The 25,873-nt window shown below is 42.9% G+C and carries 21 protein-coding genes and 1 pseudogene; 12 read left to right on the top strand and 10 right to left on the bottom strand.

The genetic code is table 11. The features are described 5' to 3' along the window. Positions 1-8 precede the first annotated feature (8 nt). Positions 9-1,484 (bottom strand): acyl-CoA synthetase, encoded by a 1,476-nt coding sequence (locus NU887_RS17495; RefSeq protein ID WP_258424674.1) that lies wholly within the window; start codon positions 1,482-1,484, stop codon positions 9-11. A gap of 168 nt (positions 1,485-1,652) precedes the next feature. Here NU887_RS17495 and NU887_RS17490 point away from each other — a divergent pair, with 168 nt between their 5' ends. Further along, a complete protein-coding gene (locus NU887_RS17490) occupies positions 1,653-2,918 on the top strand; it encodes a M24 family metallopeptidase (RefSeq protein WP_258424673.1) in 1,266 nt (421 codons plus the stop codon). 81 nt (positions 2,919-2,999) lie between these two features. Here the strand turns inward: NU887_RS17490 and NU887_RS17485 are convergent, their stop codons facing one another. Together NU887_RS17485 and NU887_RS17480 are read right to left on the bottom strand one after the other, a co-directional pair. After that, on the bottom strand, positions 3,000-4,628 hold the full coding sequence (locus tag NU887_RS17485) for a Gfo/Idh/MocA family protein (protein ID WP_258424672.1): 1,629 nt from the start codon (positions 4,626-4,628) through the stop codon (positions 3,000-3,002). Positions 4,629-4,633: 5 nt separating this feature from the next. Beyond that, entirely contained in the window at positions 4,634-5,128 is a 495-nt protein-coding gene (locus tag NU887_RS17480; RefSeq protein WP_258424671.1) for a DoxX family protein, read from the bottom strand. Between the two features lie 217 nt (positions 5,129-5,345). Between NU887_RS17480 and NU887_RS17475 the strand changes: the two genes are divergently transcribed. From NU887_RS17475 to NU887_RS17455, 4 genes are all read left to right on the top strand, one after another. After that, positions 5,346-5,720: a BlaI/MecI/CopY family transcriptional regulator gene (locus NU887_RS17475; protein ID WP_258424670.1), complete on the top strand. Its 375-nt coding sequence runs from the start codon at positions 5,346-5,348 to the stop codon at positions 5,718-5,720. After that, positions 5,717-6,994 carry a TonB family protein gene (locus NU887_RS21260; protein WP_420839787.1) on the top strand — a complete coding sequence of 426 codons (1,278 nt, stop codon included), beginning with the start codon at positions 5,717-5,719 and terminating at the stop codon, positions 6,992-6,994. Before NU887_RS17475 ends, NU887_RS21260 begins: the two co-directional genes overlap by 4 nt. Before the next feature lie 62 nt (positions 6,995-7,056). Continuing rightward, positions 7,057-7,551: an energy transducer TonB gene (locus NU887_RS17460; protein WP_258424669.1), complete on the top strand. Its 495-nt coding sequence runs from the start codon at positions 7,057-7,059 to the stop codon at positions 7,549-7,551. 68 nt (positions 7,552-7,619) lie between these two features. Further along, positions 7,620-8,117: an energy transducer TonB gene (locus NU887_RS17455; protein WP_258424668.1), complete on the top strand. Its 498-nt coding sequence runs from the start codon at positions 7,620-7,622 to the stop codon at positions 8,115-8,117. A gap of 94 nt (positions 8,118-8,211) precedes the next feature. Here the strand turns inward: NU887_RS17455 and NU887_RS17450 are convergent. Further along, positions 8,212-9,577 (bottom strand): annotated as a pseudogene (locus NU887_RS17450) (FAD-binding protein). Positions 9,578-9,631: 54 nt separating this feature from the next. After that, positions 9,632-11,596 (bottom strand): glycoside hydrolase family 127 protein, encoded by a 1,965-nt coding sequence (locus NU887_RS17445; RefSeq protein WP_258424667.1) that lies wholly within the window; start codon positions 11,594-11,596, stop codon positions 9,632-9,634. 43 nt (positions 11,597-11,639) lie between these two features. Between NU887_RS17445 and NU887_RS17440 the strand changes: the two genes are divergently transcribed. The 7 genes from NU887_RS17440 to NU887_RS17410 all read left to right on the top strand — a co-directional run bounded on the left by NU887_RS17440 (position 11,640) and on the right by NU887_RS17410 (position 20,310). Further along, positions 11,640-11,831, top strand: coding sequence for a hypothetical protein (locus NU887_RS17440; RefSeq protein WP_258424666.1), 192 nt, complete (start codon positions 11,640-11,642; stop codon positions 11,829-11,831). Beyond that, positions 11,828-12,526 carry a 6-phosphogluconolactonase gene (locus NU887_RS17435; RefSeq protein WP_258424665.1) on the top strand — a complete coding sequence of 233 codons (699 nt, stop codon included), beginning with the start codon at positions 11,828-11,830 and terminating at the stop codon, positions 12,524-12,526. Before NU887_RS17440 ends, NU887_RS17435 begins: the two co-directional genes overlap by 4 nt. A 210-nt stretch (positions 12,527-12,736) precedes the next feature. Further along, positions 12,737-14,377 carry a hypothetical protein gene (locus tag NU887_RS17430; RefSeq protein ID WP_258424664.1) on the top strand — a complete coding sequence of 547 codons (1,641 nt, stop codon included), beginning with the start codon at positions 12,737-12,739 and terminating at the stop codon, positions 14,375-14,377. 9 nt (positions 14,378-14,386) lie between these two features. Continuing rightward, positions 14,387-15,616: a radical SAM protein gene (locus NU887_RS17425; RefSeq protein ID WP_258424663.1), complete on the top strand. Its 1,230-nt coding sequence runs from the start codon at positions 14,387-14,389 to the stop codon at positions 15,614-15,616. 192 nt (positions 15,617-15,808) lie between these two features. Next, positions 15,809-18,358: a DUF7133 domain-containing protein gene (locus NU887_RS17420; RefSeq protein WP_258424662.1), complete on the top strand. Its 2,550-nt coding sequence runs from the start codon at positions 15,809-15,811 to the stop codon at positions 18,356-18,358. Between the two features lie 15 nt (positions 18,359-18,373). Then, on the top strand, positions 18,374-19,477 hold the full coding sequence (locus NU887_RS17415; protein WP_258424661.1) for a sugar phosphate isomerase/epimerase family protein: 1,104 nt from the start codon (positions 18,374-18,376) through the stop codon (positions 19,475-19,477). A gap of 41 nt (positions 19,478-19,518) precedes the next feature. Beyond that, positions 19,519-20,310, top strand: a complete 792-nt coding sequence (locus tag NU887_RS17410; protein WP_258424660.1) for an SDR family NAD(P)-dependent oxidoreductase — start codon at positions 19,519-19,521, stop codon at positions 20,308-20,310. 180 nt (positions 20,311-20,490) lie between these two features. Here NU887_RS17410 and NU887_RS17405 read toward each other — a convergent pair whose 3' ends face one another. The 5 genes from NU887_RS17405 to NU887_RS17385 all read right to left on the bottom strand — a co-directional run bounded on the left by NU887_RS17405 (position 20,491) and on the right by NU887_RS17385 (position 25,826). After that, the gene (locus NU887_RS17405; protein ID WP_258424659.1) at positions 20,491-21,255 is read right to left on the bottom strand and encodes a protein phosphatase 1 regulatory subunit 42; all 765 of its coding nucleotides are present in this window, start codon (positions 21,253-21,255) and stop codon (positions 20,491-20,493) included. A gap of 70 nt (positions 21,256-21,325) precedes the next feature. Beyond that, positions 21,326-22,654, bottom strand: coding sequence for a GntP family permease (locus NU887_RS17400; protein WP_258424658.1), 1,329 nt, complete (start codon positions 22,652-22,654; stop codon positions 21,326-21,328). Between the two features lie 54 nt (positions 22,655-22,708). After that, the gene (locus NU887_RS17395; protein WP_258424657.1) at positions 22,709-24,175 is read right to left on the bottom strand and encodes a Gfo/Idh/MocA family protein; all 1,467 of its coding nucleotides are present in this window, start codon (positions 24,173-24,175) and stop codon (positions 22,709-22,711) included. Positions 24,176-24,358: 183 nt separating this feature from the next. Then, the gene (locus NU887_RS17390) at positions 24,359-25,234 is read right to left on the bottom strand and encodes a sugar phosphate isomerase/epimerase family protein (RefSeq protein WP_258424656.1); all 876 of its coding nucleotides are present in this window, start codon (positions 25,232-25,234) and stop codon (positions 24,359-24,361) included. A 118-nt stretch (positions 25,235-25,352) separates the two neighbouring features. After that, positions 25,353-25,826, bottom strand: coding sequence for a cupin domain-containing protein (locus tag NU887_RS17385; protein WP_258424655.1), 474 nt, complete (start codon positions 25,824-25,826; stop codon positions 25,353-25,355). Positions 25,827-25,873: the final 47 nt, after the last annotated feature.

Below are 25,873 nucleotides of genomic sequence, written 5' to 3'. Positions count from 1 at the left end.
TTTTCAGATTAAAACAGTTTTTTCAATTCATTTTTGGTGACTTTGCCCATCGCATTTCGCGGTAAATCTTTCACCAAAAGGTACTTTCTCGGAGTTTTGTAGGCAGGCATCCTTTCTCTTATCCAAGCATTAAGGACACTTAAATCTATATTTTTTTCTGTCACCAAAGCTGCGGCTACCAATTCCCCCCATTCCTCATCGGGAATTCCTATGACCCCACAATCCTTGACACCCGGATATTTCCGAAGGACTTCCTCGATTTCTAAAGCGGAGATTTTGTATCCTCCGGATTTGATGATGTCAACAGAATCCCTTCCGAGGATCTTGAAATAACCGTCCTCTACGACGGCGATATCTCCGGTTTTGAACCAACCATCTGATGTGAATGCTTTTGCTGTTGCTTCTGGTTTTCCCCAATATTCTTTGAATACATTCCCACCCCTGACCTGGATTTCTCCTGGTTGGTCCGACGGAATTACCCTGTCGGCCTCATCACATAGTCTGACCTCCACTCCCTTGAGTGGCATGCCGATATAGCCCGCACGCCGTGTACCCTCGTAGGGATTGCTGATGGCCATGCCGATTTCGGTCATGCCGTACCTTTCGAGCAGGTAATGTCCCGAGATCCCGTGCCACTTCTCCATCACTGATACCGGTAAAGCCGCCGAACCGGATACCATCAGCCTGAATTTCTTCAACTTTTCCGTAACCTTCATTTGCTCAGTCTGTGAGAGGTTTTCATAGTAAGCGATCAACTTGAAATAGATGGTGGGAACCGCCATAAAAACATTGACCTTGCCTTCCATGAAAATTTCAAAAACCTTTTTAGCATCAAAATTTGGCAAAAATTGCACGGTTGCCCCGGACCAAAGTGCACAGGAATTGACGTTGATAATACCGTGTACATGATGCAGGGGCAAGATCGAAAGGGTGTAATCCGAAGAACTCCATTGCCAGGCATCTACCAAGGTACTGACCTGCGCTTCGATATTGGCATGGGTGGTCAGGACTCCCTTGGGCAGACTTGTCGTCCCGCTGGTATAGAGAATCATCGCTCCTCTTTGGTTTTCTATTTCAGGTAAATTCCCAGATTCATTTTTAGATAAACCTGACATCCTGGTAAATCGGATGTTGGGCATCATAGAAAAAGGGGACAGGATATCTTCATATTCCGGTCCACAAATGATCATTTCTGCGACCGTATCTTCCACCACATATTGGAGGGAAGGCAAAGGATAAGTGACACAAAGCGGTACCGCTATGCCTCCTGCCCGCCAAATGCCCCATTGTACCGCCACATAATCAAACCCCGGCGCTATCATAAAGGCAATCCGCATTTGGCCAAGGTCCTCTTTTCCCTGAAGGAGATGCAAGGCAATCACCTCACTCCTGTCCAAAAGGTCTCGAAAAGAATATGAATCAGATTGGTCCACAATGGCGCATTTGGTTGCAAACCTTTTGGCATTTTCAATAAGTCGAAGCATAATAGGTTATTTTGGAAGGCTTAAATTAAACCGAAATTCAATCGATTGTTGATGTCGGAGCTAAAAAATGGTCCGAGTTCCAAAAGGCGATCATTTATTTGATCCAACTTGATTGCAATATTCAACAATCAAAGCCTATTTTAGTAAGAATTTATTAGCCTCATCCATATGACATTCAACAGACGCAATTTCCTCAAACTCGCCTCATTGGCCCCCGGCCTGGCTGTTCCTTCATTAAGTTTTGCAAACAGCCAGGAAAAAGACCTTCCAAAGGCTTTGAAAGGGTTAAAGCCCATGACCGCGGACATTGTTCCCATCAGTCGTGAGGAAAGGATGGGCAGGATAGCCAAAGCACAAAGTCTGATGATAGCAAACAAAGTAGATGCGCTGTTTCTCGAACCGGGGACGAGCATGGCGTATTTTCTGGATTTCGACTTTTTTCTTTCCGAGAGGATGGTGGCAGCTGTGATTCCTGCCAAAGGAGAAATTGCCTTTGTCTGCCCAAAGTTTGAAGAAGACAAAGTGACAGAATTGGTAAAATTCGGTTCCGACATACGCACTTGGGAAGAGCACGAAAGCCCTTATCAAGTGGTTGCGGGAATTTTGAAGGACAAAGGCACACCCAATCAGACCGTTGGAATAGAAGAGCGGTCGAGGTTTTTTCTTTATGATGGCATCAAAAAAGAAAGCTCGAGGTTGAATTTTGTCCTTGCAGATCCTATTACCGCGGGATGCAGGATGTATAAATCCCCTGCTGAAATTTCCCTGATGCAAAAAGCCAATGACATCACCCTTGCTGCCTACAAAGTGCTTTTTGATTCGCTTTATGAAGGCATGACCCAAGCGGATTTCAGCAGAGTTGCCACCGAGGCGCATCTGGCTTTGGGAGCAAAAGGCTCTATCGGGGCAAATTTTGGGGAATGGTCTGCATTCCCACATGGAAGCAGCACCCCACAGAAACTCAAAGAAGGCGACCTTATCTTGGCCGATGGAGGCTGCAAAATAGAAGGATATACCTCAGACATCAGCCGTACCATTGTTTTTGGAAAACCAACAGCCAGACATACGGAGGTATGGAACATAGCAAGGGAGGCTCAGCAAAAAGCGATAGAACTTGCAGCAAAACAGGGGACAACCTGTGAGCAAATGGATGCTGTGGCAAGGGGAATTGTCAGCAAAGGTGGATTTGGACCTGATTACAAATATTTTAGCCACCGGCTTGGGCACGGGATAGGCCTTGATGTCCACGAATGGACCAATCTGGTGCGTGGCAACAAAACCCCGCTTCAAGAAGGAATGTGTTTCAGCAATGAGCCTGGGATCTACATCGTGGGTGAGTTTGGCGTCAGGGTGGAAGATTGCTTTTACATGTCTGCCTCAGGACCTAAGTTCTTAAGCGCTCCGAGTCCTGCAATAGACAAGCCTTTTGCTTAGGTTGAAAAGGAAAATACCTGAGAAAAAAAGGGTTTCCGTTATTGGAAACCCTTATTTGTTAAACCCAAATTATCCCGTTTTTCAAGAAATGAAAACGTCGTCATTGTTAAGAAGTATCTCATCGAGGTTTTCTCCAGGGAGGGCAATGATCCTCTCATTTTCCGCATCCCATTCTATTCGTCTGCCGATTTTGTAAGAAAGCCCTCCCATATGCGCGGTGATGGCTTCTTCAAAACCCTCTTGGATCCCACAACTTGGATTTCCACCATTACGGATACAACTCATCCATTCTCTGAGATGAAGGAATGTTGAGTCCACTCTTTTGCCGTCTCGGTAGGTCCAAAGCAAACCCTTGTTGGCAAAATACTTGGCCGTAGCGGAAGTGACTGCATCTACGCCATTGGCACTTGGGTCATATTGGTATATAGGAACAGAAGGATCTACCCTATTTTCTTTAATCAAATCTTGGTATTTGGTAGACCTTGGGTCAGCATAGATGGTGACCATGTTGCCCAACTCCATGGAAGCATCGTGTCCCATCAGTACAGTTCCCCGGTCAAACTGATTTCCCAAAGTAGCACTGTAAACCAAACTCATACCTTTTTCTTTACCTGGGGTCTGACTCGTACCGGTACTGAATTCCGGAAAATCCATGTTGACCTGCATCACGTCAGGCACATTTCTTCCATCCCTGTGTGTATAAACCCCACCCGAGGCAGTCACATATTTGGGAATTCCCATTTTCAAAACACAATTGATCCGGTCATAATCATGTGTCATCAGGTCACCGGATAATCCTGACCCATAGGCCCACCATTTTCTCCACCTGAAAAAATGTTCAGGATTAAAAGGAATTTTAGGGGCTGAACCCAAAAACATATCCCAATCGATGGATTCGGTATTTCCATCGGGATGGATTTCATATTGCCAGGCTCCGTTGTCATCGTTTCTGTTGGTCGCGGTCACGACTAAGGACACGTGACCCAGGGTATTTTTAGCTATAGCATCCTGTGCTGTGAGAAAACTCTGCGTCTGTCTGTGTTGGTGACCGACTGCAAATACTGCTTTGGGATTGTTTCTTACTGCATCTCTGATGGCATAGGTTTCTTCAATGCTGTGCGTCATTGGTTTTTCAACATAGACATGGACGCCTGCATTGATGGCATCTATGGACATCGGAGCATGCCAATGATCGGGAGTGGCAATGATGATTGCATCCACTTCCCCGCTGTTGATTAAATCCAAATGTGTTTTGTACCTTTTACATGGATTCTCTTTGGTATTGAAAGACCGAAGGGCTTTTTCTGCCCTGACATCAAAAATATCACAGATTGCGGTAAGTCTGACGTTAAGTCCCTCTTGGGCTTTAAATTCTGCCAATCGGGTATCATTAGGATTTTCTGCTGCGGATTTGGCCATGTCATCGAGCCATTCTACGGTAGCAAAACCCAAAGAACGCATCAATTGCTCGCCTCTTATCCCAAACCCAATCAGGCCGACCCTTAGCGGTTCCCCGGTCATTGGGCCTGAAGCGGGAGGTGCGGATGCTTTGATATTAAGGGTTTCGAGCAAGAGATTACGCTCGCTCAATGCCTTTTCATTGGACCTGAAACCTGCTGACCACACTGCCCCAAAAATCGGAATACCTCCGAGTATTTTGAGCCATTCCCTTCGGGAAAAGCCCTTGAATAAATTCTTGTCAGTTGCCATATGCTTCAGGGGATTGGGTTTGTGGATACGGTCTTAGGTTTTGCAAAGAGCCTTGCAATTCCAAAAGAATAGTCTGTAGGAAATAAAAAGAGGACAAAAAGCGCAGCGGCTTCTATCAGGTTTTTGTTGACAAGCCAATAGCTTCCCTCACTTGGACCTTGAGGATATCCCGGAAATGGGGGATGTGCCAGGTAATACAACAACAGAAGTCCAATGCCAATGATGCTTGCCCACCTGGTTTTGAATCCTATTATCAGACAAAACCCAACCAAGAGCAAAGCCCCGATATTCAGGGTATCAATGATGGGAATGATGGATTCGCCTGCCATCCATTTGAAAAAAGACTCCATATAACTCGCGCTGAGCAAGTATCCTTTAGCAGTCCAGGAGGGACTGTACAATTTGATAACACCTTCGTACAAAAAGTGCCAACCGATCAGCAAACGGAGCAGTACCAAGCTGCTTGTTTGCAATGAGGTAAATCTGGAAGTTTGATCCATAGGTTTTTTGTTTATTGATGCACGATATTACCACATCAAACCCCAAAAAAACATGATCTAGGTCAATCCAAAACATGATGTATATCCCTCTATGTAGCAGGGATTTTGAAAGGGGAAAAAAGGAAATTCTATTTAGAGAGATAAGGCGAAAATGTTTTTTTCGTAGAATTACGAAATTTTCGTAGGAAGTCTAAAATGTTTCTTTTAAATTTATTTTATGGAAACATTGACGAAATACGAAGAAAGCCTGATGCGGATATTCTGGAAGCTGAATAAAGCTTTGGTAAGAGACGTTTTGAATGAACTGCCAGAGCCCAAGCCACCTTACACCACGCTTGCATCAAATATCAAGCTTTTGGAAAAAAAAGGGTATTTAGACCACAGGACTTACGGAAACATCCATGAGTACTTTCCCACCATTACCCAGACAGAATATAGGAAAACCAGTTTCAACGAATTATTGGAAGACTATTTTGAAGGTTCGGTGGAGAATGTTTTGTCATTCATGGTCAAGGAAAAAGGGTTATCTGAAAAAGATATGGAAGAACTTCAAAAATTGATTGACAACATGGGTAACTCCTCACAGCCATGATTACCATATTCAACTACCTCTTGGAAGGCAGCATTATCCTGCTGCTACTTTATGCTTTTTATGTCATATTTCTTTCCAAACTCACTTTTTTTGGATGGAACAGGGTATACCTATTAGGTTCTTTGGGATTGGCATTGGTCATTCCTTTACTCTCATTTGAGTTGGGTACAGGTTCAATCTCAGCCTTGAACCCTGAGGTTTTAACTTATTACTTACCGGAATTTGCACTGACTCCAGAAGATGGGATTTCCGCCAAATCTATTTTGGTTTATGGAGCTATCCTTATTTACTATTCTGGACTTCTATGGACCATTAGCCGATTGGTATTGGGAATTTTCAAAACCTTTTCTTTGATTAAATCCTCAGAGAAATTCAGCCACAAGGATTTGACAATTGTGGTAAATCCAAAATTTCCACCTTCTTCATTCTTCAATTTTATTCTTTTGCCGGCTTATCAAGAAGGGAATAAAGCCCAGGAATTGATCATTCTCCATGAATCGGAGCATGCCTCAAAATTCCATACACTGGACTTGATTTTCATGCAGCTTACCAAATCGGTTTTCTGGTTTCATCCATTGATCAAACTTTTCGAGTCCAGTATCCATGAAGTCCATGAATTTCAGGCCGATACCAAGGTGACCACTTTTCATCCCAAAAAAGAATATGCCCAACTCCTGTTGAACCTGACAGCAACCAAAAAAGAGCAGCAGTTTGTTAACAACTTCAACCAGTTTCAGCTCAAAAAACGGATTATCATGATGAATACCGCAAAATCCGGATTAATCCATAAATGGAGATTTTTGCTTGCATTGCCTGTTCTTGGATTGATGATTTTTGTTTTTTCCTGTGAAAAGGGTGCTGACAATTCTTTTTCAGAAGTCATGGAAATACCGATGTCAAAGGAGGAAACAGCTCCGTCCATTCCTGATGAAATCAATTCAAAGATTTTGGATGCAGATGAGGTTTTTGATGTAGTCGAGGAATCTCCTGAATTCCCAGGTGGAATGGAGGCGTGGAATAACTTTTTGAAAGACAACCTTAAATATCCAAGTCAGGCAAGGCGAATGGGCATAGAAGGTACCGTTTATTTAGTCTTTGAAATCAAGACCGATGGCAGTGTGCACAATATAGAATTGTTAAGAGGAATCGGTGCAGGCTGTGATGAGGAAGCGAAAAGAGTGATAGGAGAGTCTCCAAAATGGACCCCGGGAAAACAAAGGGGAAGATTGGTCAACGTCAGGATGAGGATACCGATCAGGTTTCAGTTGGGTTAAATCCTTATCGAAAAAGCATACCAGATATTCAAAATAAATCAACCATATAAACTAACCACAAGATGAAAGCAAACAATTCAACCCCAAATTACAAAAGCAATCTTCTCACCGTCCTCCCGCTAATGGGACTGATGATGGTATTTTTTTCCTGTGACTTTCAGGGATATGACGAGAAAGTAGTATTGGAAAATGGCGAAGTGACAAGCAAGAACATAGAAACTAATGAAATTTTTGATGTCGTGGAAGATTCTCCGGAGTTTCCCGGTGGCATGGAAGCTTGGAATGAATTCCTTATGAATAACCTCAAATACCCTGAAAAAGCCAGGGAAATGGGAATTGAAGGCACTGTGTATGTGGTCTTTGAAGTAAGGAAAGACGGTTCGGTGAAAAATGTAGAACTATTGAAAGGAATCGGTGCGGGTTGTGATGAGGAAGCCAAACGCGTCATCATGCAATCTCCCAATTGGACTCCCGGCAAGCAGAAAGGACACACTGTCAATGTCAGGTTGCGGGTTCCGATCAAATTCAAACTCGGGGAAAAAGAGGTAATCGCTTAAAGTTCATAAACCATTTCCATAAATCACCTTTTGTAAAATCAATTTAAGCAATCAAAAACCTTCCCTAAATGAACACCAGCTCATCAAAATCAAAAAGTACAAACAATTTCCTGTTGGTCATCATCTTATTGTCCATGATGGTATTTGTTATCTCCTGCAAAAGCTCCAAAGATTCCGCTTTTTCAAAAACCTTGGACATTCCGATGGGTGAAAATTCTGCTCAAGGATCATCAGATGAAGTCTTTGATATGGTGGATGAATTTCCGCAATTTCCCGGCGGGATCGAGGCTTGGGGAAATTTCATGAAGGACAACCTGAAATACCCCGCATCCGCGAAAGACAAGGGCATTGAAGGAACAGTCTACATTACTTTTATCATCAATAAAGATGGTTCAGTGAGCGATGCAGAGATTCTAAGAGGAATCGGAGGAGGCTGTGATGAGGAAGCGCTGAGGGTTGTCAAAGCTTCACCAAACTGGAACCCTGGAAAAAAAGACGGTAAAATAGTCAGATCCCGAATGAGGCTACCGGTCCAATATGCTCTTGGCAAAAAGGATAAATCCTGAACAATCAAAAAGAGGGATTCTCAGATGGGAATCCCTCTTTTTTCCTAAACAGTGGTATAATCTGCCCAAAAAACTGATTTGACTTTTTACAATTCTATACGCCATAAAGATGTTCATCTAAAAACCCGTTTCGGAATTTTCCTTCGGGGTCGTGTTTGGCGAGAAGGGATTTGAATTCCTCCATTTTTGGGTACCGCTCTTGGAGTTTTTTGGAAGAAATGGTGAATAATTTCGCCCAATGCGGCCTTGGACTAAAGGGTTCCAACTTGGCTTCCATCTGAGGCAATAGTGCCTGGACTTCTGGAATTTCTTGTTTCCAAGTGGTATGGACTGCAATGGAATCCCTTTGGTAGCAGGTACTCATCCACAATTCATCCGTTTTGATACTTCTGATTTCGGAGATGAAAAGGTGAGAAGAGATTTGATCTGCCATTTCCTTCACTGCCATGAGTGCTTCATATCCATTTTCCATAGGTACAAAATATTCTGACTGCAATTCCTTGCCAGCACTTGGCTGAAATTCCATCTTAAAATGTGGCAAGCGCTCATACCAAGGGCCGGGAATCGCCAACTGCTCAGAGCAACTTTCAGCAGACATTTCCTGCACAGGATGCATATGCACTTTTGCTTGTTTGGCTCCGAAAAACTCCTCAGGAAAATCAAGCGCCACACCAGGGACTATTATTCGCTTTACCCAGACTTCATTGACATTGTCACTTTTCCAGTCAATAAACAAGCTTACACTATACCCTGAAGCCATGATTTCCTGGAAATTGTCCTTTAGGACATCCATAGGCATATCCATATACACGACCTGAGCGACCTCAAAAGTCGGAAGCAGGTCCAAAGTCACTTTGGTAACAGGTCCAAATCCTCCCAAACCAACTACGGCACCAAAAAAATCAGGATCTGTTTCTTTTGAAAGCTGAACCAACTCACCTTTGGCGTTGACAAACTCAATGGCAGCAACTCCCGTGGAAAGGTTTCCGTTTTCGACTCCCGAGCCATGGGTGGCTGTGGCTATTGTTCCGGCAACAGAGATATGCGGCAGAGAGGCGAGGTTGTGGAGGGCATATCCGTTTTGATGGAGGTAGGCGCAGAGTTCACCGTACTTGATACCTCCTTCCACCGTAACCTGGTTTTTTTCCTTGTCCAAGGAAATGATTTTGTTCAGATTTTGAAAAGAAATGAGGTTATCGTTGCTGTCAGCAATCCTGTTGAAGGAATGTCTGGAACCCAACACCCTCAGTTTGTTACATTTTTTGACCAAATCCCACTTCCTCCACTGTTTTGGGATAATGAACATTGGTCGTGCTGAATTCAAAATTTTCAGCCCAGTTTTTCAAATAGTCGGGTGTCATGGTTTCTGCGGGTTTTTGGGGGGAGCAAGATAATATCGGTTGGATCAAAACCCCTCCAACGAGGAGGGAAGAGTTTTTTAGGAAGGTTCTTTTTTTCATTTTGGGTTATGTCAAGAAAGAAAGTTTTTATTATTAAATGGCAGCAATTTTTTCTCAATAATTCACCTTCAGTTCTTTCACCTTGGTCGGTAGCCAAACCTGCATTTCACTTGCTCCACGGTTGGCCCAAGTGTAATAGGGAATGGCGGTGATGCTCTTGGTTTCAGTTTTTACAGTGGACCCATCCTCCGAAACGGTCACCACCGGCACATTTGCCTGAATTGCCATCACCCTTTCATTCAGGACCTGATATTCTACTTCCTGAAATTCGGTATTCGCCGGAACCACAATGTTCCAAGCCCTTCCGGCATTGTCAGCTCCCTCCACACAATAAACCAAAGGTCCTCTTTGTAAAGCAATCCTGTCCCGATTGGCTTCCACTTCATTTCTTGATTTTACTTTCCTGATTTCCATAGGCAACGAATATTGGACAATGTCACCTTTGCTCCATTTTCTTGATATGGTGATGTATCCATTTTCCTGTGTGTATTCCACAGGCTTGCCGTTAAGTGTTACGGTGAATTTTTCTTTGGCTGTACCTTCGAATCGATACAAATCCCCGGGTACCGGCTGTTCCTTAGCCCATCCCGGCAACCTTAAATTGAGGCTGTAGGTGGTTTTTTTCTCAGGATTCATGGCGATGTTCACCACCCCATCCATTGGGAAATTGGTTTTGATTTCGACCGGCACATTTACCTTTCCAATTTGGATATTGGTCTGACTTCCGATAAATAAGTTAACCCAAATACCGTCATCCGAGGTAGCATAGATATAATCACCGACAGAAGCCACCAAGCGGGAAATATTGGAAGGACAGCAGGCAGTTCCGAACCATGCCATGCGGGAATGTTGCCCATTGGAAGCCAGCGGATTTCCATAAAAAAACCTATCGCCCTGTAGGCTCAAACCGTCCAAAGCTGCATTGTAAAGACTCCTCTCCAAGACATCGATGTATTTGGAATCCCCTTCCAGGGAATTCATGCGCTGATTCCAGAAAACCATTCCTACCGAGGCACAAGTTTCACTGTAAGCCCTTTCGTTTGGCAGGTCATAATCTACAGAAAAACCTTCATTGCTGCCCGAGGAACCTATCCCTCCTGTGATGTACATGTTTCGGTAGACAACATCTTCCCAAACGGTCTTCATGGCATTCATATACCCATCATCATTTTTTGCTGCCGCTACATCTGCAGCACCGGTGTAGAGATACATTGCCCGGACGGCATGTCCTGTGATTTCTTTTTGTTCTTTGACTGGTACATCATCCTGCGCATATTTTGGACCCCAGTTTTTATTGTTCCAAATTCCCCCTACACCATGTCCACGTCCTCTTTGGTCCAAAAACCAATCTGAAAGTTCAAGGTATCTTTCTTCATTGGTGACTTTATACAATTTGACCAAAGCGAGTTCGATTTCCTCATGGCCGACAACCCAAGGCCTGTTGGCTTGTCTGAAAGTCTGATCAATATGGTCGGCCATCTTGATACCGACATCCAGGAGTTTTCTCTTTCCGGTAGTTTGGTAGTAAGCCACACCCGCCTCGATCAGATGGCCAGCGCAATATGCTTCGTGTTTGTCCATGTCTGTCCACCTGTTTTCCAATCCGGTCAAGGTGTAAAAAGTATTGATATAGCCATCGGCCTCCTGCGCTGCTGCGATCTTATCGATCCATTCGTCCGCCTTGGCTTCGAGTAAAGGATCAGATTGGTTTTTGAGGGAATAGGCAATGGCCTCCAATGCCTTGTAGACATCACTGTCATCATAATAAATCCCTTCGTGCTGCTCTCCTGATTTTCTTGCAGCTTTCGCAAAATTGCGGATCCGCCCGGTCTCCACCTCTGTTTGTTGGATACATACCTGCAAAGCTGAGTTGGCTACTTTTTCCAGTTTTGGTTTCCAAAAAGCATCTGTGATCGTCACTTCCGAGTAACTGATTGGGGTAAGTTTTTTCAATTCTGATTGGCCAAAAACAGGGTTTATCAGAATTGCCGTAAAAAAAAGGACAACATTGGTTTTCATGGGTTATTGGTATTGGGATATGTGAGGGAAGCAATCCGGTTTGATGCATACAAAAGCCTCCTTTACAAATATATCCAATTGTGTCAATTTTGAAAGGTTTGGAATGACAAGCGGTCTGTTCTATGAAAAAGGCTTTGCATTTCTCCCCAAAGGATCCAAAATCTCAGTTTTTGTGCAAAAGGTTGCAGAATGGATTGCAGTATTCAAAAATGCTTTTGATAGATTTGGATTATGAAGATCAGCTACCTGGAAAATTACGACTCCCTCAGTCAATATGCTGCAAAACTTGTCATGGATGAAGTTCAGCTTAAAAGAGACCTGTTGTTTTGTGCCGCTACGGGAAATTCTCCTACCGGAATGTACGCCGAAATGGCAAAAAACAAATCCCTCTTTGACCGGATGCGCGTCGTCAAAATGGACGAATGGGGAATCATTCCGCTCTCCCATCCTGATTCCTGCGAATCCTACATCAAAAAACATGTCTTGGAACCTTTGGAAATCCCGGCTGAAAGGTATGTTGGATTTGATACTGCACCCGAATCGGTAGTGGCCGAGTGCACGAGAATGCAAAACTTTATCAGCGATCAAGGGCCTTTTGACATTTGTATATTGGGATTGGGAAAAAACGCCCACATTGCTTTCAATGAACCTGCTGATTTTTTGCAGCCATATTTTCATAAAGCTGTTTTGGCACCTTCTACGATCCAGCATGACCCTGCATTGTCACAAGGTCCGGAACCTGCATATGGATTGTGTGTCGGGATGAAAGATATCATGCAGACAAGGAAAGTAATTTTTCTCATCACCGGCAAAGGCAAACAGGAAGCAATCCAGCAGATTTTAGAGAGAAAAATATCTACCCAATGTCCGGCTTCTTTTTTATGGTTGCATTCCAATGTAGAATGTCTGGTTGATAAAAATAGCCTTTGAATTAATAAAATTGTATTTTTTAGTTTGATACCCTGAACTTTAATAAAATTTTTTATTTGAAAAATTAATTATCATAATTAGCTGTATTTGCATTTTTTACCAAAAATAATTCTTTTTACTCTTATCTATTTTGGTTAAATTTAGAATAAAACGCATTTAGTTATTTTTTATCATTTGTCAAATACAATTTTAAACCCAAATCAAATTGTCATGAATGAGAAACTAATTTCCCGAATGTCAAGCCTGGTTTTTGTTTTTGCAATCTTCTTGTTTTATGGTTGCAATTACTACAAGCCTGTCACCAAAAACTTGTCAGCTTCGCCTGAAACAAAAGTAGATCAGATAGATTCCCTCAGCCAAAAGACATTTATTCTGCATATTGAGAATAGGGTGTTTTTGATGAGAAATACCTATATCAATAAGGAAAAACAAAAACTCGAGGCGACTTTAGAGGAAGTTCCAATGATCCATCAAACTTATCTCATGGATGATACAGGAAAATTCAAATATGATCCCAAATCGCCCAATGTTCTTCATGAAGTCCATGTTTATGCAAATCTTGACGAGAAAAAGCGCCTTGGGGACCAAGTGGTAATTCCGGTTCAAAATATCAATAGAATTGAATTGATCGAAAGGGATAAGCAAAGGAGCAGTGGAAACACCGTTTTGGCTGTAGTCGGAATTACTGTAGGCACGCTTGCTGTCATTTCTGCCATAGTAGCCTTGACGAAAAGTTCTTGTCCTTTTGTAAGCGTCCATGATGGCGAAAATTATGCTTTACAAGGTGAAACTTTTGGTGGTGCCATCTATCCTTCTTTGGCTAGGGAGGATTTTGTACCCTTACCCGCGGCAGCCATTGGCAGGGAAATAAAAGTCCAAATCAGCAATGAGCTGAAAGAAAGGCAATATACTGACATGGCTGACCTGATTTTGGTAGAACATAATTCCGGTGACCAGATTTTAGTCAGTCCTGATGGTCAATTGTATTTAGCCAAACAAAATATAAAACCAATCTCAGCGACTCTCAATGGCAGAAGCGATATGCTTGATCAGGTTTCAGCTACAGATAATATCCCCTGTTCCTTTAATGACCTTTCGCATGCTTCTTCAGTCAATGAACTTGTACTGAATTTTGACAATCCTGGAGAAAAGAAAAAACTTGTTCTGCAGGTCGATATGAGGAATTCGATGTGGTTGGATTTTTTGATGGCTGAATTCACAAGCAACTTCGGTAGCCGGTATGTAAGCTGGGTGGAAGAACAAAAAAAGCGACCTGCACAGGATTTCATTGATTGGCAGGAAAATCAAAATATGCCACTCACTGTTGCAGTCAAGACAAAGGACGGATGGAAATTGGTAGAAAAAGTAAAAACTATAGGCCCACTTATGAACCGTGAAGTAGCCATTTCTCTTGAAGGTTTCGATCTAGGAAGCGAGCCAATAGAAATCTCTCTTATAACAGGATTTATGTTTTGGGAAATAGACAGGATTTCTCTGACTGAAGTGAGCCCTGTAGCAGAAAGTGCAATCCAAGTTCTCAAACCCTACAAGGCGAGAGATGAAAAAGACAGAGATATTTTAAGTCCAATTATTGAAAAGGATGGGATCTACCTTGAGCAGCTCCAAATTGGAAACAGGGCTTATCTTACCTATCAGGTGAATGATTTTTCAAAGGAAAAGGAATATTCAGCTTTCTTTTATACAAAAGGTTACTATGAGCCTATCCGTGAATTCGAAGGGCCTACGAATAAAAAATTCCTTACCAAATTCAGGGAACCTGGGGCATTTCCTGATTTTAGTAAATACAAATACCAGGAAGTAACGCAATCTGCCTATTTGGTAGCGAAATAAAGGGATGCTATGGAAGAAACTGTCATCAAATCTACAGGGACCATCAATCCCAACCTTACAAACACAGGTGAAGAATCCTATTCTGGCTTGAATCTATCGATCAAGAGAAATGCTCCCGGGTATTTTACAAGAATATTCATTCGTATTTGGGTCAATTTCCATATTGCTATATTGGCTCTCCGTGCTTATGCTTCATTAAAAAAAACCAAGATTGCCCTGGGTGGATTACAGGAATTCAAAAGAAAAGCATTTGGAAAAAACGGGAGAAGAAAATTCAGTGTGAAAAACAACCAATACTGGTTTGGCCTATACGTTCCTCCATTTCCTTCCAGAAATTTTGACAGGCTGATCCTGACAGAGTTAAACCGCTACGTCCCGCACTCATTGCCCATCAATGCCTATCAACAGGTCAATTTTGCCATCACTACCAAATGTCCGATGCGTTGTGAACATTGCTTCGAATGGGATAACCTTAATTTACGTGAAACCTTTTCCCTTTCCCAACTTCAGGAAATTGTCAAAAAACTTCAAAATAATGGTCTGGGCCATATCTCACTTAGTGGCGGCGAACCCCTGGTACGTTTTGAGGATATGTTAGAACTAATCAAATCCGGAGAAAAAAGTACTGAGTGGTGGGTTTTAACTTCAGGTTTTAACCTGACTGACCAAAAAGCAATCCAGTTGAAAAAAGCAGGAGCTACAGGAATTGTAATCAGTCTTGACCACCATGATCCTGAAATAAACAATAAATTCAGAGGGCACAAAGATGCTTTTGGACACGCGGTCAGAGCTGCAGAAGCAACTGTAAAGGCAGGACTTTCTCTCGCCATTTCTGTATGTGTCACAAGGGAAAATGCCAATAGGGAATTTTTGATGAACCACACCACCTTATGTGAAAGCCTTGGGGCTGACTTCATTCAATGGCTTGAACCAAGGGCTGAAGGCCATTTCAGAGACAAAGAAGTGATGCTTCAACCTGATCAAATCACCATTTTGGAAGAGTTATTTGTGGAATTCAATCACGATCCGAAAAACAACCACTTTCCTCCTGTCATGTATCATGGATACCACCAGAGACGCGTTGGCTGTATGTCGGGAGGGAAATTTAGCTTTTATGTAGATGCATTGGGAATGGTACATTCTTGTCCTTTTTGCCACTCAAGTGATTTCAAAATCACAGATTGGTTGGAAATACCAAAAATTGGAAGAAAGGAAATTACTGCTTGTAAGGAAATTTAAGTTTGTTTTTGAAAGAAATTTGGACCTATTCAGGCAATAATTTTTAAGCCGATCAGAATTTTGTCCGCCTCTGTAAAAGTTACTTGTGTATCAGGGGAATAAATTGCAATTTGGGTTTGAGCTGTATTTTGATTTTCAGGGATTTAATTCACTGGAAATCAAATTTTGGTCCGATTAGCAATAAACCCGTTCATGCCTATTATCCGGAAATTTTTAATCCTGTTTTCACTGTTGATTCTGAGCCATTGCTCAGAAAAGAAGGCTCCTATTCTGGAAGATTCCTCCCCGCCAAAATCTCCCCAAGAAGAACTCGAGACTTTCGAAATCGAAAAGGGATTTAAAATCCATTTGGTTGCAGCTGAACCCATGGTGCAGGATCCGATAGCCCTGACATTCGATGAAGATGGCAGGCTTTGGGTAGTCGAAATGAGGGGATTCATGACCGACATCGATGGTACTGAAGAGCAGCAACCTCTCGGTAGAATTTCTGTTTTGGAGGACGAAAATGGCGACGGGGTGATGGACAAAAGCACAATCTACCTTGACAGTCTCATTATGCCAAGGGCTTTGGGCCTGGTCAAAGGCGGTGCGTTGGTTGCCGAGAACAATTCCCTTTGGATCACAAAAGACATGGATGGTGACCTCAAAGCGGATTCAAAAGTACTTTTGGATTCTACCTATTCCCAAAATGGTATTCCAGAGCATTCTGACAATGGTCTGATGAGAAACATCGACAACTGGTACTACAACGTAAAGTCCAAACTGCGTTATAGAAACCAAGGCGGAGAATGGTTGCGTGACAGCACTGAAGCCCGGGGGCAATGGGGTATCAGCCATGACGATCAGGGAAGGTTGTTTTACAATTACAATTGGTCACAGCTGCATGCCGACCTTGTCCCTGCCAATTACCTTTCCAGAAATAAAAACCACTCCCCTTCCACAGGCATTGACCATGGATTGACAATAGACCGAAAGATTTTCCCGATAAGACCCAATCCCGCTGTGAATAGGGGCTATATCCCAGGCACTTTGGATGAGGAAGGGAAGCTTTTGGAGTTTACCTCAGCGTGTTCTCCCCTGGTTTTGAGAAGTACTTTGTTTCCAAAGGAATATTACGGAAACGCCTTTGTCTGTGAAAATGCCGGAAATCTGGTGAAAAGGAATGTTGTGGTCCAAAAAGGTCTTCTTTTGGAAGCTTTTGACCCAAATCCCGGAAAGGAATTTTTGGCCTCGACGGATGAACGGTTTCGGCCTGTCAATTCAACTATTGGACCGGATGGCGCCATGTATATTGCTGACATGTATAGGGGAATGGTGCAACATGGGTCTTATGTGACGCCTTATTTGCGAGAACAGACCTTGAAGCGAGGTTTGGTTTTACCTGTTCATATGGGGAGAATCTGGCGGATTGTTCCGGAAGATTGGGAACCTTCCCCAAATCCCAAACTTTCCAAAGAAAGCTCCATGGACCTAATCAAGCGCCTTTCCCATCCTGATGGCTGGCACAGAGACATGGCCCAAAGGCTGTTGGTCGAGCGGGAGGATGCATCCATAAAAGGAGATTTGGAAGACTTGGTACGAAACGGAAAATCCGAGCTGGGCAGGTTCCACGGACTTTGGACTCTGGAAGGTTTGGGTTTGATAACATCTGATTTACTTTTAGACCTAATCGATGACCCATCCATTTTGCTACAAAAAACGGCAATCAGGCTTTTGGAAATCTTTGCACTTCAAGACAAAACTTTACAGACCAAACTCGGGCAATCATTATCATCCAAAATAAAAGATGCTCCCATCGAAGTTGCCCTGCAAACGGCTTTGAGTGCTTATGCCTTGAATCAGGAAGATGCTTCGGAAATATTGGAGAATGTGATTTCCCGCTTTGGGGAAAATGCTTTGGTCAGGGATGCGGTCATGAGTAGTCTTGGTAACCGAGAATTTGATTTCTTGCAAAAATTATGGGCATCTGAAAATTGGAAAACTTCCGACCCGGCCAAAGAGATATTTTTGGAAATGTTGACTGTTGCCATTGTCAGGAAAAGGGATCCAAAAGAACTGGAAAGGTTACTGGCAATATTGGACGATTCTTCAAAGGATTCGGATTGGAAGCATCAGGTCGTCCTAACCGGTATGGCCATTCAAGCAGCAAACATCCGGACAAAAGGACCTTTGGCTTTAAAAAAAGAACCTTCAATATTTCATAGAACCGATCTTAAAATTGAACCTGCAAGATTAGAAATGCTAAAATCCATGTTTTCGTGGCCTGGCTTTACACCAAAATTGTTAGCAATATCAGCCAATTCTCTGGATGAAAAAGGCATGCAGCAATTTGCGATTGGCAGGCAAAAATACCTCGTAACCTGTGCAGGTTGTCATGGTTCGGACGGTGCCGGAGTCAACAGAATGGGACCGCCGTTGGCGGCTTCGGAATGGGTGATCGGTGATGAAATCCGGCTTTCACTCATCCTCCTTCATGGCATGGAAGGTCCATTGGAAGTATCAGGTAAAAAATACGACGCCCCGGAAATCCTTCCCGTCATGCCCGCCCATTCGACCATGGAAGACGCTTCCATTGCCGCAATCTTGACCTATATCCGTAACGAATGGGGAAACCAAGCTCCTGCCATCAGCGGCAGAACTGTTTCCTCTACCCGGCATACCTCGCAGGGAAGGGTTTATCCATGGACCGCCCCGGAACTTATCAAGCACACCGATTCCCTATCTATCATCCAACCAAACTAGAAACCCTCGACCAAAATGAAATTTACAGATAACCACTTCCGCTCCTTTTCATCTGATCGAAGGGATTTTATTCAAAAAACAGGATTGGCAGCATTGGCTGTGGTTTTCCCATTGCCTTCTTTTTCGATGAATTTTGAAGGGGTTTCGATGGGGATCGTGGTCCACTCCTATGGGGCAAGGTGGAATTCAAAAGTGCCAAGTGAAAAATATCCCGGTTTTGAAAATGCACTCCAACTCATCGAACATTGTGGTCAGATCGGAGCAGGAGGCGTACAAGTTGGAGTCAATAACTGGACCTCGGATTTTTCCAAAAAAGTCAGGGAGCAAAGGGAAAAGCTTGGAATGTACTTGGAAGGAAGCATAGGGCTTCCAAAGTCTCAGGAAGAAATTGACAAATTTGAGAAAGAAGTTTTGGCAGCTAAAGAAGCCGGAGCAACAATCCTGCGAACAGTTTGTCTTGGAGGCAGGAGATATGAAACCTTTAAAACGGAAACTGAATTTCTTGATTTCAAAGCCAAATCCATCCTTTCCCTTCAACTCGCGGAACCTATTGTAAGCAGGCATAAAATGAAGTTGGCGGTAGAAAACCACAAAGACTGGCGTGCAACTGAATTGGTAGAAATCATCAAAGGTCTGGACAGCGAATCGATCGGAGTAACTTTGGATTTTGGAAACAATTATTCACTTCTTGAAAAATCGGAAGATGTCATAGCGCTTTTGGCACCTTATTCATTTTCCACCCATATCAAGGATATGGGAGTCCAGAAATACGAAAAAGGCTTTTTGTTGTCTGAAGTTCCTCTTGGGGAAGGGATAGTCGACCTCAAAAGAGGAATTGAACTTTGCAGGAAATATAATCCCAATATTACCTTCAACTTGGAGATGATTACACGTGACCCATTAGAGATCCCTGTTTTGGAAGAATCCTATTTTGCAACTTTCAAAAACAAACCACGCAAGGACTTGAAAGAAATCTTGCAAATGGTTGACAGGAAATCCTTCAAGGGAAATCTACCTACCATCCAGGGACTCGATCCAGAAAAACGACTGGCATTTGAGGAATCCAATGTCCTCGCAAGTCTTCGGTACAGCAGAAGCAAATTGGGACTTGGGAAATAGAATGTAAAAATTTTAACCATCATCATTTAGATACAGACATCATGAACACTTCAGTCAGTGAATTACCGGGAATCAAACTTTTTGACCTGAGCGGCAAAGCCGCCATCATCACCGGAGGATCCAAAGGGCTCGGTTTGGCAATGGCCGCGGGATTGGCTTCGGCAGGTGCCAATGTCATGTTGGTGGGCCGGGACGGTGCTGTCGCCGCTGAGTCCGCTTCGGAATTGGAAAAAGCATTTAGCATCAAAGCCATCTCCTTTTCGGCAGATGTTTCCTCCAAGGAGCAAACAGAAGCCATGGCCAATGCCGCCATGGAGGCTTTTGGCAGGATCGATATTCTGATCAACAGCGCCGGGATCAATATCCGTGGTGCCATTGATGAACTGGGTGAAGAGGATTTCAAAAAAGTAATGGATATAAATGTCAACGGGACATGGTTGTGCAACAGGGCGGTGGTACCCTATATGAAGATTGCAAATAAGGGAAGCATCATCAATTTGGCGAGTACACTCGGCTTGGTAGGACTCGCCAACAGGACTCCGTATGCTTCAAGCAAAGGAGCAGTAGTGCAAATGACCCGAGCCTTGGCACTGGAATTGGCTCCTTTCAATATCACGGTCAATGCCATCTGTCCAGGGCCATTTCTCACAGAAATGAATTTGCCTATTGCAGATACCGAAGAGGGGAAGAAATTTGTGGTAGGAGCAACTGCCTTGGGCAGATGGGGCCACCTGAAAGAAATCCAAGGAGCGGCCTTATTGTTGGCAAGTGACGCCGGAACGTATATGGTTGGTTCGATGCTGACCGTCGATGGTGGATGGACGGCACGTTAATGAGGAATTAGAAAAATTAAATCCAAACCGAATTTAGTTTGGATATGGGTTTTTAATGAATAATATATTTTGGAGCAAAATCGGTTCTCAGCTTGGTAAAGCAGTGGAAATCGAAGTACAAATGTTCAGTTTTGCACAAAACCAAATCGAGGAACTGCTGTTGTGCTTTGGTTTTTTCTGTCACCCGAATAATGATTTTATTTTGTTTAAGTTACTTTCAACGTGTCTGTGTGGCAAGTATTTAAGGTTAGGTAACTCTTGCTTTAATTTTTCCATTTCAGGGGTTGTCATTTCAAATGCCCAATTAAGTGTTTTAAGGTTTTTAAGTTTAAATAATGTGTCAACACTTTTGTTTGTCGAGTTAATCATTGTCGTACTTAAATAAATTAAGTTTTTTAAGGCAGCTAAAAATTTGAAGCTGTCAACATTTTGCTTTTTATACATTCCGCCTTCGATTGTCAAGAATTTTAGATTTGTCAGTACTTTGAGCAAAGAGAAGTCTGATATGTTTTTGAAATTTTCAATTACCAAAACCTCAAGGCTTGTCAAGTTTTGTAATGGCTCAATACTTTCTATTTTTGGAGAGTCCCCAATTCTTAAATACTTTAAGTTTTTCAGCTTTGATAAATTGTCTAACGATTTGATGTTGCTGTTTTTTATATTCAGCCCAACAAGATTTTGTAATAAGCAAGCACTGTCAAAAATAGTTTGAGGTGTCGTTGTAGTAAACCAAAGTAATTCGATGTTCTTACAAGTTGGTAGAAAGTCAGCCCATTCTTTAATTAATTTTTTTTGTTGTGTTGGTGTCAGTTCGTTACGCTGGGTACAAGCAATATTTAGTTTCGTCTGTCCGGTAAATTGTGATGGATAAGTAATACTGTCTGGTGGAAACCCATTCTCTTTGTCCCATAGCCAAAAGCCATTTTCAATTTGATTTTCTGTCATTAGAATGTCGCTTTAACATGACGAACAATATAATTTTTGAGGAATGAGCCCAATAACTCAATTACTATTTTCAAACAAATAGCGTAATCAGATAAATCACCGATATCGCCGTAACCGACATGATGAGCGTTCCCAAGCTATGCGTTTGATTTCCCTGTTTGATCGAGAGACCTGACAATTGGGTGACTGCCCAAAAGAAACTGTCATTGGCATGGGAAATCGCAATCGCCCCAGCCCCGATGGACAAAGCCGCAAACACCCGCATCGTCTCGGAATCCAAACCCAAACTCACCAAAAGCGGTGCAATGATGGAGGCGGTGGTAATCATCGCCACAGTAGAGGAGCCTTGAGCAGTTTTCAGGGCAAAAGCAATCAAAAAAGGAAGGAAAATCCCCCAATTGGCACTGCTCATATTGGCACTTACCATGTCACCGATTCCTGAGTTTTGAAGCATTTTGCCAAAAACTCCTCCTGCACCGGTGATTAGAATGACAGGGGCTGCCACTAACATGGATTCTCCGATCCAACCTGTAGAAGACAAGAATTTCTTGTCGAATTTGGCAGGCAAAGTGAAAGACAAAAATGCACCGATCAACAAGGCAATCACCGGACTTCCCACAAATAAAATAACCGTGGTGAACATGTTTTCTCCAAAAGGCTGAGTCGGATATTTGGCGATAGATGCCAGAATGATCAAAAGCAAGGGAACCAAAACGGGTAGAAAAGAGGAAAATACAGAAGGTTTTTTAGGACTTTCTTTTTCCAAAACCACCTCTGCAATCTTGGGTTCCAAAGGGATTTTCATGCATGTTTTTTTGATAAAAAAATAACTTGGCACCAATGAAATCAAACTCACAATCAAACCCCAAAAGATAATCATTCCCAAATCAGCCTCCAGAATTCCCGCTGTCGCAATAGGTCCGGGTGTCGGCGGCACAAGAGAATGACTTGCGGTCGCGCCCAACGCTACGGCAATGGTCGTCGCAGCATAGGGTACTCCGCTTTTGAGCGAAAGGGACTTGCTGATGGGATTCAGCATAATGAAAGTACTGTCTCCAAATACCGGGATGGAAAGGATATATCCACTCAGCAGCATGGCCATAGTCACGGACTTTTCACCTATCCATGATAATATCTTCTCGGCAATGACGAGTGCACCTCCTGTTTTTTCCAAGAAAGTACCCATTATCACCCCCAATAATATCAGCAAACCAATGGTACCCAAAACTCCTCCAAAACCATCCGTGATTGATTTCAGGATCAGTTCTACCGGCATACCGGACAATAATCCATACAGGATTGCTCCTACAAAAAGCGCTAAAAACGGATGAATATCATACTTGACAATGGCAATCAGTATCAATGCCAAAGCAAATAAAATGGTCAGAAGGGTCAGCATAGTGGTATTTTGGGTTGGGTTGATTGGAAAAAAGGAATGGAAAAGTTTTGGGATTTACATCCCAAAACCAGCTCTATGCTCTCTGCCTACAAATTGATTTGCTTCTTCGAGATTGGTAATCCTAAGATTTTCACCATCCCAAAGCAACTTCTTTCTGCCGTAAAATTCCATCTGACCTTTACTGTTTTCCCTTCTCAACATATAGCTTCTGATAGCTAAGTTCCCCATCAAAACCGTTTCGGTCATTGGTCCTGCATAGTCAAAAGAGGAAGTCAGACCTTTATGTTCGGCACTGCCAAATCCAGCTTTACATGCATCGACCCACTTACGTTGGTGGCCATATTCGGGCTCAATGTTTGGTTCAGTTTCAGGACCAAATTCAGTGGTTCCGTCATTGAGGTAGAGTTTTGGCATGAGTGGTGAACTGTCGTTGATATTGGTGGAGATGATACCTTTTTCGCCGATGATCAAAACTCCGTTGGCACTGTTGGCACCTCCAATGTCGTGGTCTGCAGGAATAATATCTGGATGCGAAGGTCTGATACCGCCATCACTCCAGGTCATTTCGATAGGTGATTTACTTTTTTGCGTAGCAGCAAAATGAAGTGTGATAAACGAGGAAGCAGGGCAACCTTGGGGATTGTAATCAGGGGTCCACATTTTGGAGAAAACCGAGCCTACACTGCATTCGGCATCTGTAGGATAATGAAGTCCAAGTGTCCTAAAGGGAATATCGATCAAATGGCAACCCACATCTCCCAATGCTCCTGTTCCATAATCCCACCAGCCTCTCCAATTGAATGGATGTAAGTTGGGAGTGAATGGAATCTCGGGTGCAGGCCCCAGCCAAAGATCCCAATTGAGGGCGTTAGGCTTTGAACTTGGATCAGAGGCAGGAAAAGGTCCTCCCTGAGGCCAAACCGGCCTGTTGGTCCAGACTTGTACCTTTGATATCTTCCCCAACTTATCAGAGTCAATCCACTTTTGGACCATATTCAGCAGGTCATTTGAACCCCCTTGGTTGCCCATTTGTGTGACAATTTTTTGGGATCTTGCCATCTCTGTCAGTATCCTCGCTTCCTTGATATTATGTGTCATGGGTTTTTGGACATAGACATGTTTCCCTCTTTGCATGGCAAAAGAAGCCGCAGGTCCATGCACATGGTCAGGAGTGGAAATGGTCACAGCATCGATGTCCTTCTCTTTATCGAGCATTTCCCTGTAATCCGCATAGAGTTTTGCTTTGGGAAAATTCTCAATGGATTTTTTGGCAGAACCCGAAAAGTCCACATCACAAAGTGCAACGACCCTTTCCCTGCCATTAACAGAGGCATTGAAGATGTCGCTTGATCCTTTGCCTCCTGCACCGATAGCCGCAAGATTCAATTGGTCACTTGGGGCAGTAAATCCAACACCTCCCAAAACATGACGGGGAACAATGAATATGGAAGAAGCTATGGCTGCATTTTTTATAAAATTCCGCCTTGATTGGTCAGAAGTTTCCTTTTTGGGTTTTTTCATTTTAATTGGAATTTTGGAATCAGGGATAGTTGTAATTTAAAGAGGAGAATTTTCATTAGCTAAGTTGTCAAAAAGAAATGTCCATATAGAAGGAATTCCTTTTTCATACATAGAATTTTGGACAAAATTCAAAACCGGATTTTTAATCTAACAAATCCATTCAAAATTTTGACATTAAATTATTTACCATTGCTTTTTTATCGTTTCAATGGCTTTGGCCGCCTGATTTTCCATGTTTTCCCAACGGCTTTCCAAAGAAATCAACCCTTCATAACCTGACAATTTCAAAGCCTGATAATAAAGGCTCAAATCCTCTCCGTGGGTTCCGGGAACGGCCCGGCCTTCTTTCTCCGCCACATGGACATGTTTGATGAGATGGCCGTAATTCAGGATGCTTTCGGGTCCTTCGCCCTCCATTTTCATATGGTAGATGTCCGCGAGCAACCTGTAATTGGGATGGTTGACAGCTTTCACGATCTCCCCGGCTTCACTGAGGCTGTTGATAAAATTACATTCTTTGGTATTGAGAGATTCCAACACCACGGTGATATCATACTTGGCGGCGATTGGTCCGAGTAGTTTTCCCAGTGCTATCATTTGAGCGGTAGCTTCTTCTTTCGAAAACCCGTCAGGAACAGACCTGGACCCACTGCTTCCAAATACCACCAACCTCCCTCCTGCTTTTTGTGCCCTGCGAAAAACAACCTCCGCATAGTTCAGAATTTCTGCATGAAGGGCATTTGGACCTACACTTTTTAAGCTTCCGGGAAGAAAAATGATAAATGCTTGGATGGGCAATGGAGATGATTTGGAGGCTTGCAAAATTTGGTCAAACTCTTCCTCACCTTTGGTCGGAACAAGAAAAGACTGCACATTTTCTTCGATAAAGGAGAACCCGGCATTGGCTAAAATTTCCCCATCCTTGTATCCTGCACATGCACCTATTTTGGGGAAAGTGGCACTTTGGGCAAAAGCACCTGACATAGGTAAATATAAACCCATTGCCAGTATACCAACAAAAAAAGCTTTCAATTCGAAGAAGGAGTTTTTTGGGTTCATTGGTTCATTATTTTACTGCTTAAAAATTAAAGCGATAATAAGTTGTCTGAAAAAAAGGGTATTTTCAATTTTATGAAAAGAATTTATGTGAAAGGAGCGGGTTAGCATTCCATAACTTTCAAGTCAACCTTCCAATTATCTCCTTTGCTTCAGGCCATTTGGCTAGGAGTTCGTCGGCACTGTACAACCTAAAATCTCTGAAATCAAAGCCTGGAGCGACCATGCAGGAAACAAGGGAATAAGAATCCGGCTGTTCTACCGTAGATCCAAAAATCACTCCGGGAGGAACCAATTGCTGCGGTCGGTGGCCTTCATTATCAAGTGGGCCTACCAAGAGTTTTTCATAGCCCTTTTCAGAAAGGATATGAACAGTTAGCGGACTGCCTTCATGGTAAAACCAAATTTCATCCCCCGCGATGCTGTGGAATTTGGAGACATTGTCAGAAGTCATCAAAAAGTAAATGCATGTCGCCAAAGACCGCTCAGCACCTGCAGTATCCAAGCGTGATCGGTATGTTTCGGAATAATAACCTCCCTCAGGATGCGGCTTGAGTTGTAGTTTTTCTACCAATTCTTGGATTCGGGTATTCATGTTTTAGGGTTTTAAAATTTATAGCAATTATTAATTAGGCCAAATCT

It is taken from the genome of Aquiflexum gelatinilyticum, from assembly GCF_024741135.1.
GTDB lineage: Bacteria > Bacteroidota > Bacteroidia > Cytophagales > Cyclobacteriaceae > Cognataquiflexum > Cognataquiflexum gelatinilyticum.
Note: the sequence above shows the minus strand (reverse complement) of the source record. Positions and strands in the feature narration are given on the sequence as shown.

Excerpts from the sequence above, each read along its gene's own strand:
- NU887_RS17485 (WP_258424672.1), bottom strand. The coding sequence starts at position 4,628 with ATGGCAACTGACAAGAATTTATTCAAGGGCTTTTCCCGAAGGGAATGG.
- NU887_RS17410 (WP_258424660.1), top strand. The coding sequence starts at position 19,519 with ATGAACACTTCAGTCAGTGAATTACCGGGAATCAAACTTTTTGACCTG.
- NU887_RS17445 (WP_258424667.1), bottom strand. The coding sequence starts at position 11,596 with ATGAAAACCAATGTTGTCCTTTTTTTTACGGCAATTCTGATAAACCCT.
- NU887_RS17425 (WP_258424663.1), top strand. The coding sequence starts at position 14,387 with ATGGAAGAAACTGTCATCAAATCTACAGGGACCATCAATCCCAACCTT.
- NU887_RS17385 (WP_258424655.1), bottom strand. The coding sequence starts at position 25,826 with ATGAATACCCGAATCCAAGAATTGGTAGAAAAACTACAACTCAAGCCG.
- NU887_RS17455 (WP_258424668.1), top strand. The coding sequence starts at position 7,620 with ATGAACACCAGCTCATCAAAATCAAAAAGTACAAACAATTTCCTGTTG.
- NU887_RS17400 (WP_258424658.1), bottom strand. The coding sequence starts at position 22,654 with ATGCTGACCCTTCTGACCATTTTATTTGCTTTGGCATTGATACTGATT.
- NU887_RS17430 (WP_258424664.1), top strand. The coding sequence starts at position 12,737 with ATGAATGAGAAACTAATTTCCCGAATGTCAAGCCTGGTTTTTGTTTTT.
- NU887_RS17440 (WP_258424666.1), top strand. The coding sequence starts at position 11,640 with ATGCATACAAAAGCCTCCTTTACAAATATATCCAATTGTGTCAATTTT.
- NU887_RS17405 (WP_258424659.1), bottom strand. The coding sequence starts at position 21,255 with ATGACAGAAAATCAAATTGAAAATGGCTTTTGGCTATGGGACAAAGAG.
- NU887_RS17420 (WP_258424662.1), top strand. The coding sequence starts at position 15,809 with ATGCCTATTATCCGGAAATTTTTAATCCTGTTTTCACTGTTGATTCTG.
- NU887_RS21260 (WP_420839787.1), top strand. The coding sequence starts at position 5,717 with ATGATTACCATATTCAACTACCTCTTGGAAGGCAGCATTATCCTGCTG.
- NU887_RS17435 (WP_258424665.1), top strand. The coding sequence starts at position 11,828 with ATGAAGATCAGCTACCTGGAAAATTACGACTCCCTCAGTCAATATGCT.
- NU887_RS17495 (WP_258424674.1), bottom strand. The coding sequence starts at position 1,484 with ATGCTTCGACTTATTGAAAATGCCAAAAGGTTTGCAACCAAATGCGCC.
- NU887_RS17480 (WP_258424671.1), bottom strand. The coding sequence starts at position 5,128 with ATGGATCAAACTTCCAGATTTACCTCATTGCAAACAAGCAGCTTGGTA.
- NU887_RS17475 (WP_258424670.1), top strand. The coding sequence starts at position 5,346 with ATGGAAACATTGACGAAATACGAAGAAAGCCTGATGCGGATATTCTGG.
- NU887_RS17415 (WP_258424661.1), top strand. The coding sequence starts at position 18,374 with ATGAAATTTACAGATAACCACTTCCGCTCCTTTTCATCTGATCGAAGG.
- NU887_RS17395 (WP_258424657.1), bottom strand. The coding sequence starts at position 24,175 with ATGAAAAAACCCAAAAAGGAAACTTCTGACCAATCAAGGCGGAATTTT.
- NU887_RS17490 (WP_258424673.1), top strand. The coding sequence starts at position 1,653 with ATGACATTCAACAGACGCAATTTCCTCAAACTCGCCTCATTGGCCCCC.
- NU887_RS17460 (WP_258424669.1), top strand. The coding sequence starts at position 7,057 with ATGAAAGCAAACAATTCAACCCCAAATTACAAAAGCAATCTTCTCACC.
- NU887_RS17390 (WP_258424656.1), bottom strand. The coding sequence starts at position 25,234 with ATGAACCCAAAAAACTCCTTCTTCGAATTGAAAGCTTTTTTTGTTGGT.